We start from the raw sequence: 16,359 nt of genomic DNA, 5'->3' as shown, positions 1-16,359 counted from the left end.
TAGCTCCGGTTAATTCATGATCATATGACCGCGTTGGAATGGTGCGGGAGGAGTGCGGGAGCGATGCGGGAGCGACATATGAGTCACCTTGAAGGCGTACAGGAGCCTGACAAAGCTACGTTGCGGCGAGAGCTCCTCGCCGTGAGGAACAGGTTGACGTCGGACGACGTGCACCGGGCGGGCATCGCACTGGCCGCCCGCGCCCTGGAGCTGCCCGAGTTGACGCACGCGCGCGTAGTGGCGGCGTACGTCTCCGTGGGCACCGAACCCGGCACCCTGGCGCTGCTGGACGCGCTGCGCGGGCGGGGCGTACGTGTCCTGCTCCCCGTGCTCCTGCCCGACAACGACCTCGACTGGGGCGCCTACACCGGCGAGGACTCCCTCGCGCGGGTCCGGCACGGCGGGAAGATGGCCCTCCTGGAGCCGTCCGGCGAGCGCCTCGGCCCGGACGCCGTGACGGATGCCGACGTGGTGCTGCTGCCGGGGCTGGCGGTCGACGAGCGCGGCATGCGGCTGGGCCGCGGCGGAGGGTCGTACGACCGTGTACTGGCCCGGCTGGCGGACTCCGACGCGCGTCCCTCCCTGGTGGTGCTTCTCTACGACAGCGAGGTCGTCGAGCAGGTCCTGGTGGAGCCGCACGACCGACCGGTGCACGCGGTGGTGACGCCCTCGGCAGTGCGTCGCTTCACCTGAGGCACCCGCCTTCCTGGGCAACGGGAGAAGGTGAAGGGGGCCCTCCACGCGCGCGTGGAGGGCCCCCTTCACCGGGCGGTCGCTCAAGGCTTGAGGACCAGGGTGTCGCTGGTGCTGTCGTCGACCGCCTTCTTCGAGAAGGACCAGTCGAGCAGCTCACCGTTGGCCCACTTGCCCGTCTGGTCGGTGTAGTGGGCGCTGAAGGCGTGCCCCGAAGCGCCGCTGAGGTTGATCCACTTCGACTTGTCGAGGTCGTCGAGGTTGACCACCATCCGCATCGACGGCACCCACACGACGCCATAGCCGCCGGCCGCGTTCCAGCCCGTCGCGTTGACCGTCGCCTCCCCGCCCCCGAGCTTCCAGGGGCCGCGGTTGAGGATGTACTGCAGGAAGCCGGGGCCGCTGGTGCCCAGCGTCTGGTTCTTCAGGAACAGGCGGTGCAGCCGCCCCCAGCTCCAGGTGTCGATGTCCTTGCCGAGCTTGGCGGTCAGCTCCCAGCGGGCGTCGATCAGGGCCCGCGCGAACAGCTTGTCGCGGTTGTGGTCGGCGCCGGGGCGGCCGCTGACCGACTTGGGCGTCGTCCACCACTCGCTGTCGGTCTTCTGCATGAGGTTGCGCACGACCTCGAACCAGCGGTCGCCGCCGTCCGGCTGCGCCTGGTCGGCGTCGCGCTCACCGCACTCGCGGACCTTGTCGGTGTCGTCGACCGGGCCGGTGCTGTTGACCGGGTCGACCCACAGGCACTGCCCCTCGACGCGCAGCTCCTTGGGCAGCTTGTTGCCGAAGGCCAGCTTGAGGATGTTGCGCCAGACCGCGTTGAAGTAGGCGGCCGCCGCCGAGTCGGCGTCCTGGGTGTAGCCCCAGCCCTGCAGCAGCTTCTGCGCCTCGCGGACGTCCGGGTCGTCCAGGTTGATCTTCAGCAGGGTGGGCACGAGCAGCCGGGCGATCTGGCTGTCGTTGTCCAGCTGCATCTGCCGCATGTCATCGGTGGAGATCTTGCCGCCGCCCTTGATCTTGCCCTTGATCAGGTCGGTGATCCGCTGGCTGCGCGCCCCGTAGCCCCAGTCCGTGGTGAGCGTGTAGGGGTACTTGTCCTTGTCGACGACGGCCTGGTTGGCGGTGACGATGTACCCGCGCGCGGGGTCGTACTCGTAGGGCAGCTCGTCGAAGGCGATGTAGCCGGTCCACTTGTACCTGGAGTCCCAGCCGGGCGCGGGGATCGAGCCGTCGAGGCCCTTCGCACGCGTGGGGATCTTTCCGGGCAGCTGGTAGCCGATGTGGTTCGCGGTGTCGGCGTAGACGAGGTTCTGCGAGGGCACGTCGAAGAGCTTGGCCGCAGCGCGGAAGCTGTCCCAGTCCTTCGCCTTGTTCATGGCGAAGACGGCGTCCATGGAGTTGCCCGGTTCCAGAGCGGTCCACTTCAGGGCGACGCCGTAACCGTCGCCGCGGTCGGGCGCCGCGGTGTCGACGGTGGCCTTCTTGCCGACGTTGACGAGCTCGTCGTCACGGTCGGACAGCAGGGGCATCCCGTCCTCCGTCTGCCGGACGACGATCTTCTTGGACGTGCCGCCGGCGACCTTGATGGTCTCCTCACGCGTGGTGAAGGGCTTGACCTTCTTGTTGTAGATGTAACCGTCGTTCCCGGAGAGCTTCTCCAGGTAGAGGTCGGTCACGTCGACGCCCGAGTTGGTCATGCCCCAGGAGATCGTCTGATTGTGGCCGATTATCACACCGGGCATGCCCGCGAAGGTGTAGCCGGAGACGTCGTACTGGCACTTGGCCGACACGGTGCGGCAGTGCAGGCCCATCTGGTACCAGACGGACGGCAGCGAGGCCGACAGGTGCGGGTCGTTGGCCAGCAGCGGCTTTTTGGTGATCGTGTACTTCCCCGCGACGACCCAGGAGTTGGAGCCGATGCCGTTGCCGTTCACGCCGACGGCCGTGGGCAGGTCGTCCAGGACGTTGTAGAGGCCCGAGAGCTGGCTCTGCAGGGCCGAGCCCGACCCGTTCGACGTTCCCCTGCCGCCAGTGGCGCCGCCGCCTGTGCTGCCATCCGTGCTGCCGCCCGTGGAGCCGCCCGTGGAGCCGCCGTCCGAGCTGCCCCCACTGCCGGTGTCGCCGTCGCTCTGCTTGAACGTCTTGGTCAGCTCGTCGTACTCGCCGTCCTGGACGATCGCCTGGTTGCGGTCGTACGGATACTGCGGGTACAGCTCGGCGATCTGCTGCGGGCCGAGACGGCTGGTCATCAGGGCGCGGTCGATCTCGTCCTGCATGTTGCCGCGCAGGTCCCAGGCCATCGCCTTCAGCCAGGAGACCGAGTCGACCGGGGTCCACTCGGCGGGCTTGTAGTCGTTGGTGAAGCCCAGGGCCGCGTACTCCAGGGAGATGTCCGCGCCGTCCTTGCCCTTGAGGTAGGCGTTGACTCCCTTGGCGTACGCCTGGAGGTACTTCTTGGTGGCGGGCTTCAGCTTGGTGTCGTACTCCTGCTGGGCTACGCGGTCCCAGCCCAAAGTGCGCAGGAACTCGTCGTTGTCGACCTGGCCCTTGCCGAACATCTCCGACAGGCGTCCGGACGTCATGTGCCGGCGGACGTCCATCTCGTAGAACCGGTCCTGCGCCTGGACGTAGCCCTGCGCCATGAACAGATCCTCGTCGGAATCCGCGTAGATCTGCGGGATGCCGTAGCCGTCCCGTTTCACGTCGACGGGCCCGGAGAGGCCCTCGAGTGTGATCGAACCCTTGGTCTGCGGGAAGGACGCGCGGACGGTGCTGATGGACCAGTAGGCGCCGTACGCGATGCCTCCGATGATGGCCAGCACCAGCACAAGCACGATCAAACGGGCTTTGCGCCCCTTCTTCCTGCCGGACTTGCCGGGCTTGTCACCCGATGTGGCGGTGGTGTTGGGGGGCATCGCTGTCCTTGCTGTCCTAACGCGAGCGGCAGGCGGTCCTGGAGTGCTGGAGCAACCATAGGCGCAGGGCCTCGCGCCACTTGACGCGGAGTCGGGTACCAGCACGGAAGGATGTTCGATCCTGCCTCGGCGAGCGTCAAGAAATCGTCAAGAGTTAGGTAAGGTAACGAAGTAGTTGGGTCCGGAGCGTGCCGCTTCGTGTCCGATGTATCCGATGCACGTGTGCGCCCGTACGCGAGGCGCGCACGCCGGTGAAGGGAACCGCCGCTGACTGTCCACCACCTCAACCAGCTCCTGCTCGTCTGCTCGCTCGTCCTGCTCGTCGCCGTCGCAGCGGTCCGGATCTCCTCGCGCAGCGGGCTCCCCAGCCTGCTCGTGTACCTGGGGATCGGCATCGCCATGGGCCAGGACGGCATCGGCGACATCCACTTCGACAACGCCGAGCTGACCCAGGTCATCGGCTACGCCGCCCTGGTCGTGATCCTCGCCGAGGGCGGTCTCGGCACGAAGTGGAAGGAGATCGAGCCGGCCCTGCCGTCCGCCACCGCGCTGGCGCTGGCCGGCGTCGCGGTGAGTGTCGGCGTCACCGCCATGGCCGCGCACTTCGTGGTGGGGCTGGAATGGCGGCAGGCGCTGATCATCGGCGCGGTGGTGTCCTCGACGGACGCGGCGGCGGTCTTCTCCGTCCTGCGCAAGATCCCCCTGCCCGCGCGCGTGACGGGCACCCTGGAGGCCGAGTCCGGCTTCAACGACGCCCCGGTGGTCATCCTGGTGGTCGCCTTCTCCACGGCGGGCCCTGTCGAGCACTGGTACGTGCTGGTGGGCGAGATAGCCCTGGAGCTGGCCATCGGCGCCGCCATCGGCCTCGCGGTCGGCTGGCTGGGCTCCTGGGGTCTCAGGCACGTCGCGCTGCCCGCCTCCGGCCTCTACCCGATCGCCGTCATGGCGATCGCCGTCACCGCGTACGCGGCGGGCTCACTGGCGCACGGCAGCGGCTTCCTGGGCGTCTACCTCGCCTCGATGGTCATGGGCAACGCGAAACTGCCGCACTGGCCTGCCACGCGCGGGTTCGCCGACGGCCTCGGCTGGATCGCCCAGATCGGCATGTTCGTACTGCTCGGCCTCCTGGTGACCCCGCACGAGCTGGGCGACGACGTCCTGCCCGCCCTCGTCATCGGTCTCGTGCTCACGATGGTGGCCCGACCACTCAGCGTCATGCTCTGCCTCACACCGTTCCGGGTGCCATGGCAGGAGCAGACGCTGATGTCCTGGGCCGGGCTGCGCGGCGCCGTGCCCATCATCCTGGCGACGATCCCCATGGTGAACGGCGTCGAGGAAAGCCGCCGCATCTTCAACATCGTCTTCGTCCTGGTCGTCGTCTACACCCTGGTCCAGGGACCGACGCTGCCCTGGCTGGCACGCAAGCTGCGGCTGGGCGGGGAGCCCGAGGCAGCCGACCTGGGCGTCGAGTCGGCGCCCCTGGAGCGGCTGCGCGGGCACCTGCTGTCGGTCGCGATCCCCGAGGGGTCGAAGATGCACGGCGTCGAGGTCAACGAGCTGAGGCTGCCGGCCGGGGCTGCCGTGACCCTCGTCGTAAGGGATGGAAAATCGTTTGTTCCTCTGCCGGCGACGGTACTGCGGCACGGGGACGAGCTGCTCGTCGTCGCCACCGATCCCGTCCGGGACGCTGCGGAACAACGGCTCCGCGCGGTGGGCCACGGCGGCAAGCTGGCCGGGTGGCTCGGGACGGGCAGCACCGGCGCGGGCCGTTAAGGGTATGTTTCGTACAGTTCACCCTCCCGCCAAATGCAGGTGAACGCGCCCGTCGTGCTCGTTTTCACAGGTACACCAGGCGTTGATCCCTGTACGATGAAGGCGCATTCTGATCGACCAACTCTGCCTGACGCAGTGCTGGCGCGACCGTATGGCGGCCGAGAAGCCCTCCGCAGTGAGTGCCGGCATCTACCGCAGTCCGCGCAAGAGGACAGCTCTCGGCGCCCCGGCCCCATGTGGGCCGCGCTACCAGGCGGCAGAAAGGCACGGGCCGTGGCATCCACGGTCACCTCCCGCCCGGGATACGGACAGCTGCTGCGCACCCGCGGTGCCTGGACGTTCCTGCTCCCCGGCTTCGCGGCACGCCAGCCGTTCGCGATGCTCACCATCTCCATCGTGCTGCTGGTGCAGCACACCACCGGCTCCTACGGCGCGGCCGGCGCCGCCGCGGCCGTCACCGGCGTCTCCATGGCACTGTGCGCCCCCTACAGCGGCCGTCTCGCCGACCGCTACGGCCAGCGCGCCGTACTTGTCCCCGGCGTGCTCGTGCACACGCTCTCCGGCCTCACCCTCACGTCCCTCGCCCTCGCTCACGCGCCCCTGTGGGCGCTGTTCGCGGCGGCCGTGCCCACAGGCGCGTCCGTGCCGCAGATCGGGCCGATGGTGCGGGCCCGCTGGGGCGTGAAGCTGAAAAACTCACCCCTGATGACCACCGCGGCGGCCTTCGAGTCCGTCACCGACGAGCTCACCTTCGTCTTCGGCCCGCTGCTGGCGACCGCCCTGTGCACCGCCGTGAACCCGGCCGCCGGTCTCATCACCGAGGCCTCGCTGACCCTGTTCGGCGGTCTGCTGTTCGCCGCGCAGAAGGGCACGCAGCCCCAGGTCGCCGTCGGGCACGCGCGCGTGGAGCACGCCTCGGCGCTGCGCGTCCCCGGGGTGCGCGTGCTGATCGTGGTCTTCCTGGGCATCGGTTCCGTCTTCGGCGGCATGCAGGTCTCGTTGGCCGCGTTCACCGAATCGATCGGCGAGCCCGGCCTGAACGGCGTCCTCTACGGCACTTTCGCCGCCGGCAACATGCTCTCCGGCCTGGTCTGCGGCGCGATCGCCTGGAAGACCTCCCCGCGGCGACGCCTCGTCGTCGCCTACACCGCGCTGGCCCTCGTCGCCTCCGGCCTGTGGGCCGCACACTCGGTGCTCGTGCTGGCGGGCCTCGGCCTCCTGGTCGGCATGTGCATCGCGCCCGCACTGATCACCGGCTACACCCTGGTCGAGGGCCTCGTCCCGGCCGGGGCCCGCACGGAGGCGTTCACCTGGCTGACGGGCGCGGTGGCGCTCGGGCAGGCTGCGGCCGTCACGATCGCCGGGCAGTTGGAGGACCACTTCTGGGGCGGCGCCGGTTTCCTGGTGCCGATGGGCGGCACAGTGGCGGCGCTGGCGGTCCTGCTGGCGCTGCGTTCGCGGCTGGAGACGCGCCCACGCGCGCGTACCGTCGCACGTGGCGTCGGTCACCGCGTGCCGGTGACAGTGGACTGATGCTCGGGAATGCGTCAAGATAGACCGTCGTTAGCACTCACTGAGTGAGAGTGCCAGGAGGAAGACAAGTGCCGACCTACCAGTACCAGTGCACCGAGTGCGGCGAGGGCCTCGAGGCGGTGCAGAAGTTCACCGACGACGCCCTGACCGAGTGCCCCAACTGCGGTGGCCGCCTCAAGAAGGTGTTCTCCGCGGTCGGCATCGTCTTCAAGGGGTCCGGTTTCTACCGCAACGACAGCCGCGGCTCCTCGTCGAGCAGCTCCCCGGCGTCGTCCGCGTCGAAGTCGTCGACGTCCGGTTCCGACGCGAAGTCGTCGAGCTCGACCTCGACGTCCTCGACCTCTTCGGACTCGAAGTCGTCGAGCACCGGCACCTCGACCGGCAACAGCTCCGCCGCGTAAGGCCACTTCTTACGGGACCCTGTCGTCAACCGACGGCGGGGTCTTCGGCGTTCTCGACGGCAGTTAGGGTGCGGGACATGGCGAACAAGGCGGGCACGGAGCCCGGGGCGAACACAGACTTCGGGGCGAGCGCAGAGATCGAGGCGAACGCTGAGATCGGCGTGATCGGCGGGTCCGGCTTCTACGCGTTCCTCGACGACGTGACCGAAATCCAGGTCGACACCCCCTACGGACCGCCCAGCGACTCCCTCTTCCTCGGCAAGATCGCCGGCCGGCGGGTCGCCTTCCTGCCCCGGCACGGGCGCGGCCACCATCTGCCGCCCCACCGCATCAACTACCGGGCCAACCTGTGGGCGCTGCGTTCGCTCGGGGTGCGCCAGGTCCTCGGTCCGTGCGCGGTGGGCGGCCTGCGCCCCGAGTACGGACCCGGCACGCTGCTCGTGCCCGATCAGTTGGTGGACCGCACGAAGTCGCGGGTCGGGACATACTTCGACGGGCTGCCCCTGCCCGACGGCACCGTGCCCAACGTGGTGCACGTGTCCCTGGCCGACCCCTACTGCCCCGCCGGACGCTCGGCTGCGCTGAAGGCGGCGCGCGGGCGGGAGTGGGAGCCGGTGGACGGCGGGACACTGGTCGTGATCGAGGGGCCGCGGTTCTCGACCCGCGCCGAGTCGCTGTGGCATCAGGCGCAGGGCTGGGCGGTGGTGGGTATGACGGGCCATCCGGAGGCCGCGCTCGCCCGAGAACTCGAGCTCTGCTACACGTCGTTGACCCTGGTCACCGATTTGGACGCGGGTGCCGAGAGCGGTGAGGGCGTGTCCCACGAGGAAGTCCTGCAGGTGTTCGCGGCGAACGTGGACCGGCTACGAGGCGTCCTGTTCGACGCTGTGGCCGCACTGCCCTCGAACGAGGAGCGGGACTGCCTGTGCACGAACGCGCTGGGCGGACTGAACCCGGGGTTCGAGCTGCCATAGGCGGAACTCCTCGTTCGGGTGAAGGAGTTGTCCACAACCCGTCGGTAGTCCACCGGCTCCGGCGAGCGGCGGCGCGAAGTCTCATCGTGGTTTCGCAAGTCCGTCCCTCGTCGCAGGTGGTGATCCCATGTCCGACCCCTTCCCCGCCCGAACGTCTCCACTCGCCCCTCCCGCTCCACTCCCTCCTCCCGCTCCTCACAGTCGTCCCTCTCCCCTCGCTCCGCAGCCGCCTCTTCCGCGCACGTCCGCGGCGTACCCAGCCGGTGCGGACGCTCCGGCCACGTGCGAGGTGCCGTCCTTCGCTCCCGTGCGGGTCCGCGGCGGGCGGTACCGGCTGCAACGGCTCGTGCGGAGCCGGCGACGGGCCCTCGCGATCGGTCTCGCCATCACCGCCGCCGCCCTCGTGGCGGCCGGCCCACGGGTCGGCGGTCCGGCGAGCGGACATTCAGACAGAGGCGCGGGCGGGAGCGGGAAGGCGAGCCAGGGCTCGTACGCCCGCGCGCAGACGCCGGTGCGCGCCCCTGCGTCTGATCCGCGCGCCGCGGAGAAGGTGACGGCGCCGGTGCGGATCGCCGACGCGGCCACCGTCGGGCTCCTGCGGCCCGGTGACCGGGTCGACATCCTCGCCGTCGCCGAGCACACGGCGTCGGGCAGCGGTGGGGGCATGGGCGATGGCGTGGGCGGCGACGCCCATGTGGTCGCGCGCGGGGCGCTCGTGACAAAGGTGCCGGAGCCTCTGGACACCTCGGCGGGCGCCGCCGACGGCGGTGCGCTGGTCGTCCTCTCGGTGCCCCGGTCCACTGCGGCGCGCCTGGCGGGTGCGAGCGCGACGGCTCAGCTGGCGGTGACTCTGTGGTGAAGTCAAGTCCCTCGTTCGAGCTACCCAAGGAGACACGGGCGCGTCGCACTGACGTAGGTTGCGGAGCTGTTTGTTCCACAACCTGTACATGTGAGGAGTGTCCCCGAGGTGAGCGAAAAGAAGGCAAGCGTCTGGCAGGGTTTCAAGACCTTCCTGATGCGCGGGAACGTAGTCGATCTGGCAGTCGCGGTGGTGATCGGCGCGGCCTTCACGAACATCGTCAACTCGGTGGTGAAGGGGATCATCAACCCGGTCATCGGAGCGGTCGGCACCAAGAACCTGGACAGCTACAGCTCCTGCCTCAAGGGCCCCTGCACGGGCACGGGCGACAGTGCGACGGGAGTGCGGATCCTGTGGGGCTCCGTCCTCGGCGCGACGCTCACGTTCGTGATCACCGCGGCGGTCGTCTACTTCCTGATGGTCCTGCCGATGTCGAAGTACCTGGCGACGGTGGAGGCCCGCAGGAAGGCCAAGGAGGGCACGCAGGAGGTCATCGAGGTGACCGAACTGGAGGTCCTCAAGGAGATCCGCGACGCGCTGGTCGCCCGACGGGGCTCGGGCCACAGCGAGCGGTAGCGACGCTGCGGACGGTACTGCGCCGGGCGGCCCTCCGGGTTCAGATGTGGTGGGGCGGCTTCTCGTCGAGGAAGCGCCTCAGGTCGGCGGCGTTGTCGCCGTCGGAGGCAGGGCGCTCGCCCCACCCGCGGTCGGTGTCGTCCGAGGACTGCCGGTCCAGCGGGTCGTCGAAGATCAGCGCGGCCTTCGGCGCGCGCGGCTCGGGGCCGGCGGAGGTGCTCATGCCTCCAGGGTACGGCCCTGGGGCCGGCCCGGTTGAGGGCCGGACCACCCGCCCCGAACTCCGCGGGCAGGCCCTCGGCCCGCGCGGGTCCGTGGATTCCGCACAAGATCTTCCGGCGGTCAACTGCTGTGCTGAGAGCAGTGACCGACGAGGGGGAGGGGGATCAGCGTTGGTACGCCCTTGCCGATCGGCTCGCCCTGCCGGAACCGCTCACGGAAGAGCGCGGGCCCGGAGCCGCCTGCCGCACGCCGACGTCGGTTGCCGGCCGATCCGAACCACGCTGTGCCAGGCGCGCACTGGCGATCACCAAGCACAACCAGAGCTAGACGCAATACCGGTGATTCAGTGCACCCGAAGTCACCGGCTATTGCGTCTGGCGCATCCCCCACAGCCTGACCAGCCCGCTCACCGCCCTGTCGATCTCCAGGGCGCACTCGTACAGCTCCTCGCGGGGCCTGCCCCAGGGGTCCGGGATGTCGTCCTCGGCCGGCGGGACCGGGGCCGCGGCACCGCGGCGGGTGGCCGCGGCCGCCACCACGGCGCCGAATTCGCCCCCACCCTCCGCACCGCCCCCGTCCGCGAGCCGCACGAACTCCTTCAGGGTGAAGCATCGCCGCATCGCCGACGGCGCGAGGCGCACTGCCGCCTCCCGGTGCTCGCGCGCGAGCCCGAGGACCAGTCCGGCGCCCACCACGAGCTGCGCGGTGAGCGGGCGGGAGGTGAATCTGCAGCCGTCGCCACCCAGCTCCTCCACGACCGCCCGGGTGGTGTCCTCCATACGGGAGCGGTGCCACGCCTGCGTGCCGGCGCTCTCTGGCCGCAGGGCCGCGCCGGGCGGCAGCCTCGCCGCCAACAGACGTTCGGCGAGCACCGAGCGGTGCACGTTTCCGGTGCAGACGAACAGGACCCGGGTCATTTCCCGTCCGTGGGGTTCGTCGCCGTGGAGGCGGCCCTCCCTTCCAGCAAGGCCGACATACGCGGAGCGGGCAGCTCGCCGTACTGCCCGTAGGCGCCGTAACCGCCATAGCGGCCACCCTTGGGAACAGGAGCCATGCTGAACACCGTGCCGAGCACGCGGACGCCCACGCGCTCCAGCGCCTCCGTGGCCGTGCGCACCTGGTCCTGGCTGGTCTTCGCGGCCCGTACGACGAGCAGCGCGCCCTGGGCGAGGGAGGCGAGCCCCACGGTGTCAGCGACCGGCAACAGCGGCGCAGTGTCGACGACAACGACCTGGTACATGTCCGCAAGCTCGCGCAGCACCTCTTCCATGCGCGCCGAGCCGAGCAGTTCCGCGGGGTTCGGCGGCACAGCGCCGCTGGCGAGCACCGAGAGTCCGCCGGTGACCTCCTGCATCACGTCCTCGAGACGGGCCTGTCCGATGAGCACCGTGGTGAGGCCTGCGTCCTGGACGAGGCCGAAGGTCGGTGCCACGCACGGACGGCGCAGGTCACCGTCCACAAGGCAGGTGGAGACGCCACCCTCGGCGAGCGAGAGGGCGAGGTTGATCGCGGTGTTCGTCTTGCCCTCACCGGGCACCGAGCTCGTCACCACGATGATCCGCGGCGGATCGTCGACCTGCGAGAACTGCAGGTTGGTACGCAGCTTGCGGAAGGCCTCGGCGCGCTTGGAGTGCCCGTCGGAACTGACCAGCGGCTGCCTCGGGGCGTTCCTGTCGTACGGGATGGTACCCAGGCCTGGCAGAGAGCTGAATTCGCCCAGCGTCTCGCTCGTCTTGAACGTGCTGTCGAGCGTCTCACGCAGGGCGACCAGCCCGGCAGCGAGCAGGAGGCCACCGAGCACACCTGCGGCCAGGTTCAGCAACGGGCGGGGCGAAGCGGGACCGGTGGGGGCGATGGCTTCCTGTGTGACGCCCAGGGAGACCGGGGACACAGGCGCGGCATCCTCGCCCTTACCCCCCTTCTTGGACTGCGGCGAGCGGACCGCGTGCTTGGGGGTCTCCAACTGCTCGATGACCGAGCTGAACCTTTTTGCCACGGCGTTGGCGATGCGCGCCGCACGCTGGGGCATGGTGTCCTGGACGGTGATGTCGATGAGTACGGTCTTGAGCGGGACGACGGCGGTGATCCGGGACGCCAGCTCCTCCGGGGTGCTGCGCAGCCGCAGCTGTTTCACCACGGGAGCGGTGACCTGACGGGTCCTCACGATCTCGGCGTACGACTGCACACGCGCCTGCGAGAAGGTCTGCCCCTGGTTGAGGTCGACGGTGTCATCACCGGTGCGAGTGGCGACGAAGAGCTGCGTCCTCGCCTCGTAGACAGGGGTGCTCAGGCTTGTCACGGCGAGCGCCGACCCGACCGAGAGAACCAGACAGACCACGACCGTCGGCCAGCGTCTGGCAAGAGCCTTCAGGAATCCTTGGAGATCCAAGCTGCACCCCTCACAGGACTGAGGGAACGACCCCATTTGAGGCTTTCTGTTCCCTACGGACGCAGTCGACCATAGGGACTCGGGCGCTTCGAACGAGGGATCCACCACCCCGTGTCGACCCCTCGAACGATCTTTGCGACAGACGCCGCGTGAGCGGGGACTCCACCAATCCGGTGACTTCATGCGCGGCCGCGCCAGTAAATGTCGCCGTGTTCCGCATATTCCATATATCCAGATCTTGGTGCCCACTCACGCCTCACGGCCGCCGCAGGCCCAGGCCCGGACCCAAGTCGAGGAGATTGATGAAGATGACAGCATCGCGCAGATGGCGGGCCGCACTGGTTTCGGCGGCATCGACCGCCATTCTCATCGGAGCACCGCTGATGGGGGCGCCCGCAGCCTCGGCGCAGCCGTACCCGCCGCCACCCCCGCCCCTGTCCGTCAGTACCACCACGGTGACAGCCGGGGGGCAGTTGAGTTTCAGCACCGTCGCCGGCGTGTTCGCCGCCGGGGCGAACGTCACGGCGCTGTTGGAATCAAACCCGGTCGTGCTCGGCCACTTCCGGGCCCGGACCGACGGATCGGTTGCGGGCACGGTGACCATTCCGACGAGGACCATTACCGGCTGGCACGTCTTCCGGCTCACCTCGCGCCACCCCGACCCGAGTGTCGGCGTCAGCATCTACGTGGAGGGTCGGATTGCACCCACCCCCCACCCGCCCCTCCACCCGCCCCTCCACCCGCCCCTCCCGGGCAGCATCGGGCACCACCACGAGCCAAGGAGCCGTGGGCACAACGGACCTGGTGACACACGCGACGCCTCCCACGAACTCGCCGCAGCCGTCGAGCCGGCGGCTTACCCGCAGACGGACCAGAACGCCAAGAAGCTCGCGGCAACGGGCAGTGACAAGGCCCTGGTGATCGGCGGCACCGCGACCGCCCTGCTCGTGGCAGGCGGTGGCACGATGCTGGCCGTACGCCGTCGTCGCAGTTCCTGACGGATCAGGACGTGCATACGACGGAACAACGGCGTCCCGGCCGGGGCCGGGACGCCGTCCGCTTGACTGGAACCAGTCGTTCCGGCAACCGAGCGGCGGACCGTCGCCGCACATCGAGATACGCCCTGCCGACAATCACGGCGCTCCTGGTCACCGGCTCCGTCTGGATCGCGACCACCGCGCCGCTCACCCGATCGGAGCCACTCTCGGCCCAGCGGAACGTCGAAGCGGTGTCCGCCGATCCGGCCGGCCGAAGCCACACGCACGGGCGGCAGGCCGGCCCCCACCGGGTCGAGCACCTGCGGGTGAAGGTCCTCGAAACCCTCCCCCACGACCCGGAATCGTTCACACAGGGCCTGGAGATGACGGGCAGCACGCTCTACGAAGGCACCGGGCTGTCCGGTCACTCCTCCGTACGGTCCGGGGCCCCTGGCACGCCGCCCACGGCCCGCGTCGGCCTTCCCGCTCCTCTCTTCGGTGAGGGGATCACCCTGGTGGGCCGGACCCTGTGGCAGCTGACCTGGCGGGACCGTATCGCCATCGAACGGGACGCGACGACACTGAGGGAGCTACGCCGCCTCCCCTACCCCGACGAAGGCTGGGGCATTTGCTTCGACCGCCTCAAGAGGCAACTGGTGACGAGCGACGGCTCGGCACGACTGGCCTTCCGCGATCCGCGCACCCTCGCGAAGACCGGCGAGGTCACCGTGACCGAAGACGGCCGACCGGTGACGAGAGTGAACGAGCTGGAGTGCGCCGATCACGCCGTCTACGCCAACGTGCTGTCCACCGACCGCGTGGTGCGCATCGACCCCCTCACCGGCACGGTGACGGCGAGCATCGACGCCTCAGGCCTCCTGCGTGCCGACGAACTCGTCCCCGGCTCCACCCTGAACGGCATCGCGGCCGTCCCCGGAACGGACCAGTTCCTTCTCACGGGCAAGTTCTGGCCCAAGATGTTCCGTGTCGCCCTTGTTCCGGCACAGCCGCCGAGCCGAACCGCCCGCTGAACCAGCAGTGGGCGGCGGCGCCTTCCTGCCCACGGTTCTCATCGTTGCCCCTCCACTTACAGGGGCCCTGATCACACCGTCCCCGCACGGGCCACATCCCTGTACAGCCCTTCGAGTTCAGCGACTTTCAGGGAGCCGCGCTCGGCGTGACTGATCAGCTGATGATTGATCAGGCGATCCCCGGCGTCCAGCGGCCCGGTACTTGAGAGAGCATCAGCCAACGAGCTGACCAGCGGATCGGGAAGCAGGTCCGCCAACAGGCCGTCCGCCACCAGTTCTCGGTAGGGCGCGATGTCGGAGAGCAGCAGTCGGCACCCGGCAGCCGCGGCTTCAAGCACCGATGAGCTTCGCTGGTCGGCCCGGGGAACCGAGATCGCCGCATCGCTGGCGCGCATCAGGCTGAACATTTCAGCCTGACCGAGTGGCTGTTCGATGACGGTGACCCGGCCGGCCAGATCTTGCGCTCGGGCGCGCAGAGGCTCGAGATATTGCTGCTGCGCGAGTCTGGCAGCGGCATGAGCCGGCCGGTGCCCCGCCAGCAACACGAGGAACAGGTCAGCCCGGACCCGCGCGACACGGGTGAATGCCTCCAGAATCTCGCGTGTCCGGTACACCTCCGACGTGCTGCGGACCGACAGCACGACCGTGGCTCCGGCCGGGATCCCGTACCTCGCACGCGTCATCCGGGGATCGGCGTCGTTGCCGGCATCCAGCAGCACGTCCGGGACCCCCCAGGAAAGAACCGTGATCCGTGAGCGGCGGACCCGGTATCGGCTCGCGACGTGCTCAGCCACCTCCTGGGAGGTCGGCACCACACGGGCGGCCCGTCGGAGCGCCAGCCGAGCGACCGACGCCCGGCCTGGATGCCGCTCGGCCGCGCGCAGTTCGGATCCCCACGGAGTGATCACGACCGGCACCGCTGGGCGGGCCGGCAGCAGGAGGGAGAGCGCCCCGTGCAGGCCGAGCGAATGAACATGGATGACATCCGGCCGCACCCGGCGCACCTCGCGGCGCAGCCAGTGCCCCGCCCGTACTGCCCGCAACGGCAGGAACGCTCCGGTGGGGGCGGACACGGCTCGCCAGCCGTCGGGACGCAGGTCCGGCTCATGCCAGCTGCAGACAGTCACCTGATGCCCCCGCACGGCCAGGTCGTCCGCCCAGCGCCGGGTGTGCGCCGACGTGGCCGGCGCGAGCAGGACGACACGCAGCGGCGCGGGCGGCGAATCGCACGGGCCCAGCCGTCGCACGACGTGATCACGATCCGGCACGGCGCTCCCTGAGGACGAACCAGCCCTCGCCCGCCGCAGCTCGCAGCCGTCCGGCCGGGTTCCGCGTGCAGCGGTCCCATGCCATCGCCACCGCCGGCCGTCGTGCGTCGGCGAGCACGCTTCCGGCCGCGGTCAGCAACGCGGTGTGCAGGCGGTGGTAGGCGGGACTGGCGGGCGCGCGGTACCGCAGGTCGTATCTGGTCCGGTACCCCAGGTCGAACTCGGCCGGCGAGTCGCGCAGCCGGTCCGCGACGTGCTGGTGGACAGCCACCCCCTGATGCCGACTCAGCTCACAGAGACCGAAGAGGGCGAAGACGGCACCGTTGAGAATGTGACTGACCGGTTCCGACGGGCACTCATCGAGCAAAGGCCGCCCCAGTTGGTCGTCATCCGAGCAACCACCCGCGGCCGGCGACCGGAGCATCACTTCCACCACGCCCTCGCCCGTGTCAGGACAGGACCGCTCGTCGGTCGTGCCATACCCCCGCAGCACCACGGACACCGCCAGGCCCTGGGCCATGGCCGAGTACCAGCCCGGGCGCACCTCGTACCGGGGCACTGGTCCCAGGCGCTCGTGGTCGCGCACGCTCCCGGCGGTCATCGGCCGCAGGCCGAGCGGGTACCTGCCCGGCCGGTCGGCCGGCATGTCACCCGGCAACGGCATCGCGTCGGCCGGGAAGCTCGGCCGCCGCAGATCGCGCACCGCCTCCCCCGCCCTGCCCGGCAGCGCAGCCCCGGCCCGCACCATGTC

General features: G+C 69.7%; 15 protein-coding genes. 9 read left to right on the top strand and 6 right to left on the bottom strand.

The features are described from left to right. Positions 1-78: 78 nt before the first annotated feature. The gene (locus ACZ5SK_RS12105) at positions 79-693 is read left to right on the top strand and encodes a 5-formyltetrahydrofolate cyclo-ligase (protein ID WP_334579280.1); all 615 of its coding nucleotides are present in this window, start codon (positions 79-81) and stop codon (positions 691-693) included. 83 nt (positions 694-776) lie between these two features. Here ACZ5SK_RS12105 and ACZ5SK_RS12100 read toward each other — a convergent pair whose 3' ends face one another. Beyond that, positions 777-3,605: a penicillin acylase family protein gene (locus ACZ5SK_RS12100; RefSeq protein ID WP_468416545.1), complete on the bottom strand. Its 2,829-nt coding sequence runs from the start codon at positions 3,603-3,605 to the stop codon at positions 777-779. 267 nt (positions 3,606-3,872) lie between these two features. On the opposite strand from ACZ5SK_RS12100, the gene ACZ5SK_RS12095 reads away from it, so the two are divergent. The 6 genes from ACZ5SK_RS12095 to mscL all read left to right on the top strand — a co-directional run bounded on the left by ACZ5SK_RS12095 (position 3,873) and on the right by mscL (position 9,721). Next, entirely contained in the window at positions 3,873-5,378 is a 1,506-nt protein-coding gene (locus ACZ5SK_RS12095; protein WP_334581302.1) for a potassium/proton antiporter, read from the top strand. A gap of 273 nt (positions 5,379-5,651) precedes the next feature. Further along, the gene (locus ACZ5SK_RS12090) at positions 5,652-6,911 is read left to right on the top strand and encodes an MFS transporter (RefSeq protein ID WP_468416546.1); all 1,260 of its coding nucleotides are present in this window, start codon (positions 5,652-5,654) and stop codon (positions 6,909-6,911) included. A gap of 68 nt (positions 6,912-6,979) precedes the next feature. Then, the gene (locus ACZ5SK_RS12085; protein ID WP_334579277.1) at positions 6,980-7,312 is read left to right on the top strand and encodes an FmdB family zinc ribbon protein; all 333 of its coding nucleotides are present in this window, start codon (positions 6,980-6,982) and stop codon (positions 7,310-7,312) included. A 77-nt stretch (positions 7,313-7,389) separates the two neighbouring features. After that, positions 7,390-8,286, top strand: a complete 897-nt coding sequence (locus ACZ5SK_RS12080; protein WP_334579276.1) for an S-methyl-5'-thioadenosine phosphorylase — start codon at positions 7,390-7,392, stop codon at positions 8,284-8,286. 289 nt (positions 8,287-8,575) lie between these two features. After that, entirely contained in the window at positions 8,576-9,145 is a 570-nt protein-coding gene (locus ACZ5SK_RS12075; RefSeq protein ID WP_443041275.1) for an RcpC/CpaB family pilus assembly protein, read from the top strand. A gap of 108 nt (positions 9,146-9,253) precedes the next feature. Beyond that, positions 9,254-9,721: a large conductance mechanosensitive channel protein MscL gene (gene mscL / locus ACZ5SK_RS12070; RefSeq protein ID WP_361705971.1), complete on the top strand. Its 468-nt coding sequence runs from the start codon at positions 9,254-9,256 to the stop codon at positions 9,719-9,721. Between the two features lie 40 nt (positions 9,722-9,761). Here the strand turns inward: mscL and ACZ5SK_RS12065 are convergent, their stop codons facing one another. The 3 genes from ACZ5SK_RS12065 to ACZ5SK_RS12055 all read right to left on the bottom strand — a co-directional run bounded on the left by ACZ5SK_RS12065 (position 9,762) and on the right by ACZ5SK_RS12055 (position 12,332). After that, positions 9,762-9,944 carry a hypothetical protein gene (locus tag ACZ5SK_RS12065; RefSeq protein ID WP_334579273.1) on the bottom strand — a complete coding sequence of 61 codons (183 nt, stop codon included), beginning with the start codon at positions 9,942-9,944 and terminating at the stop codon, positions 9,762-9,764. 364 nt (positions 9,945-10,308) lie between these two features. Beyond that, positions 10,309-10,860: an arsenate reductase/protein-tyrosine-phosphatase family protein gene (locus ACZ5SK_RS12060; RefSeq protein WP_334579272.1), complete on the bottom strand. Its 552-nt coding sequence runs from the start codon at positions 10,858-10,860 to the stop codon at positions 10,309-10,311. Continuing rightward, on the bottom strand, positions 10,857-12,332 hold the full coding sequence (locus ACZ5SK_RS12055; protein ID WP_334579271.1) for a tyrosine-protein kinase domain-containing protein: 1,476 nt from the start codon (positions 12,330-12,332) through the stop codon (positions 10,857-10,859). The genes ACZ5SK_RS12060 and ACZ5SK_RS12055 overlap by 4 nt, the downstream gene beginning before the upstream one ends. A 473-nt stretch (positions 12,333-12,805) precedes the next feature. On the opposite strand from ACZ5SK_RS12055, the gene ACZ5SK_RS12050 reads away from it, so the two are divergent. Then, a complete protein-coding gene (locus ACZ5SK_RS12050; RefSeq protein ID WP_361705974.1) occupies positions 12,806-13,330 on the top strand; it encodes a hypothetical protein in 525 nt (174 codons plus the stop codon). Positions 13,331-13,560: 230 nt separating this feature from the next. Beyond that, positions 13,561-14,340, top strand: coding sequence for a glutaminyl-peptide cyclotransferase (locus ACZ5SK_RS12045; protein WP_361705976.1), 780 nt, complete (start codon positions 13,561-13,563; stop codon positions 14,338-14,340). 71 nt (positions 14,341-14,411) lie between these two features. Here the strand turns inward: ACZ5SK_RS12045 and ACZ5SK_RS12040 are convergent, their stop codons facing one another. Together ACZ5SK_RS12040 and ACZ5SK_RS12035 are read right to left on the bottom strand one after the other, a co-directional pair. Next, positions 14,412-15,608, bottom strand: coding sequence for a glycosyltransferase family 4 protein (locus tag ACZ5SK_RS12040; RefSeq protein ID WP_361705978.1), 1,197 nt, complete (start codon positions 15,606-15,608; stop codon positions 14,412-14,414). Further along, positions 15,595-16,356: a D-glucuronyl C5-epimerase family protein gene (locus ACZ5SK_RS12035; RefSeq protein ID WP_361706079.1), complete on the bottom strand. Its 762-nt coding sequence runs from the start codon at positions 16,354-16,356 to the stop codon at positions 15,595-15,597. The genes ACZ5SK_RS12040 and ACZ5SK_RS12035 overlap by 14 nt, the downstream gene beginning before the upstream one ends. Positions 16,357-16,359: the final 3 nt, after the last annotated feature.

It is taken from the genome of Streptomyces sp. NPDC031474, assembly GCF_055581185.1.
This window is presented reverse-complemented; position numbering and strand designations above follow the sequence as displayed.

Excerpts from the sequence above, each read along its gene's own strand:
- ACZ5SK_RS12060 (WP_334579272.1), bottom strand. The coding sequence starts at position 10,860 with ATGACCCGGGTCCTGTTCGTCTGCACCGGAAACGTGCACCGCTCGGTG.
- ACZ5SK_RS12100 (WP_468416545.1), bottom strand. The coding sequence starts at position 3,605 with ATGCCCCCCAACACCACCGCCACATCGGGTGACAAGCCCGGCAAGTCC.
- ACZ5SK_RS12105 (WP_334579280.1), top strand. The coding sequence starts at position 79 with ATGAGTCACCTTGAAGGCGTACAGGAGCCTGACAAAGCTACGTTGCGG.
- ACZ5SK_RS12065 (WP_334579273.1), bottom strand. The coding sequence starts at position 9,944 with ATGAGCACCTCCGCCGGCCCCGAGCCGCGCGCGCCGAAGGCCGCGCTG.
- ACZ5SK_RS12035 (WP_361706079.1), bottom strand. The coding sequence starts at position 16,356 with ATGGTGCGGGCCGGGGCTGCGCTGCCGGGCAGGGCGGGGGAGGCGGTG.
- ACZ5SK_RS12080 (WP_334579276.1), top strand. The coding sequence starts at position 7,390 with ATGGCGAACAAGGCGGGCACGGAGCCCGGGGCGAACACAGACTTCGGG.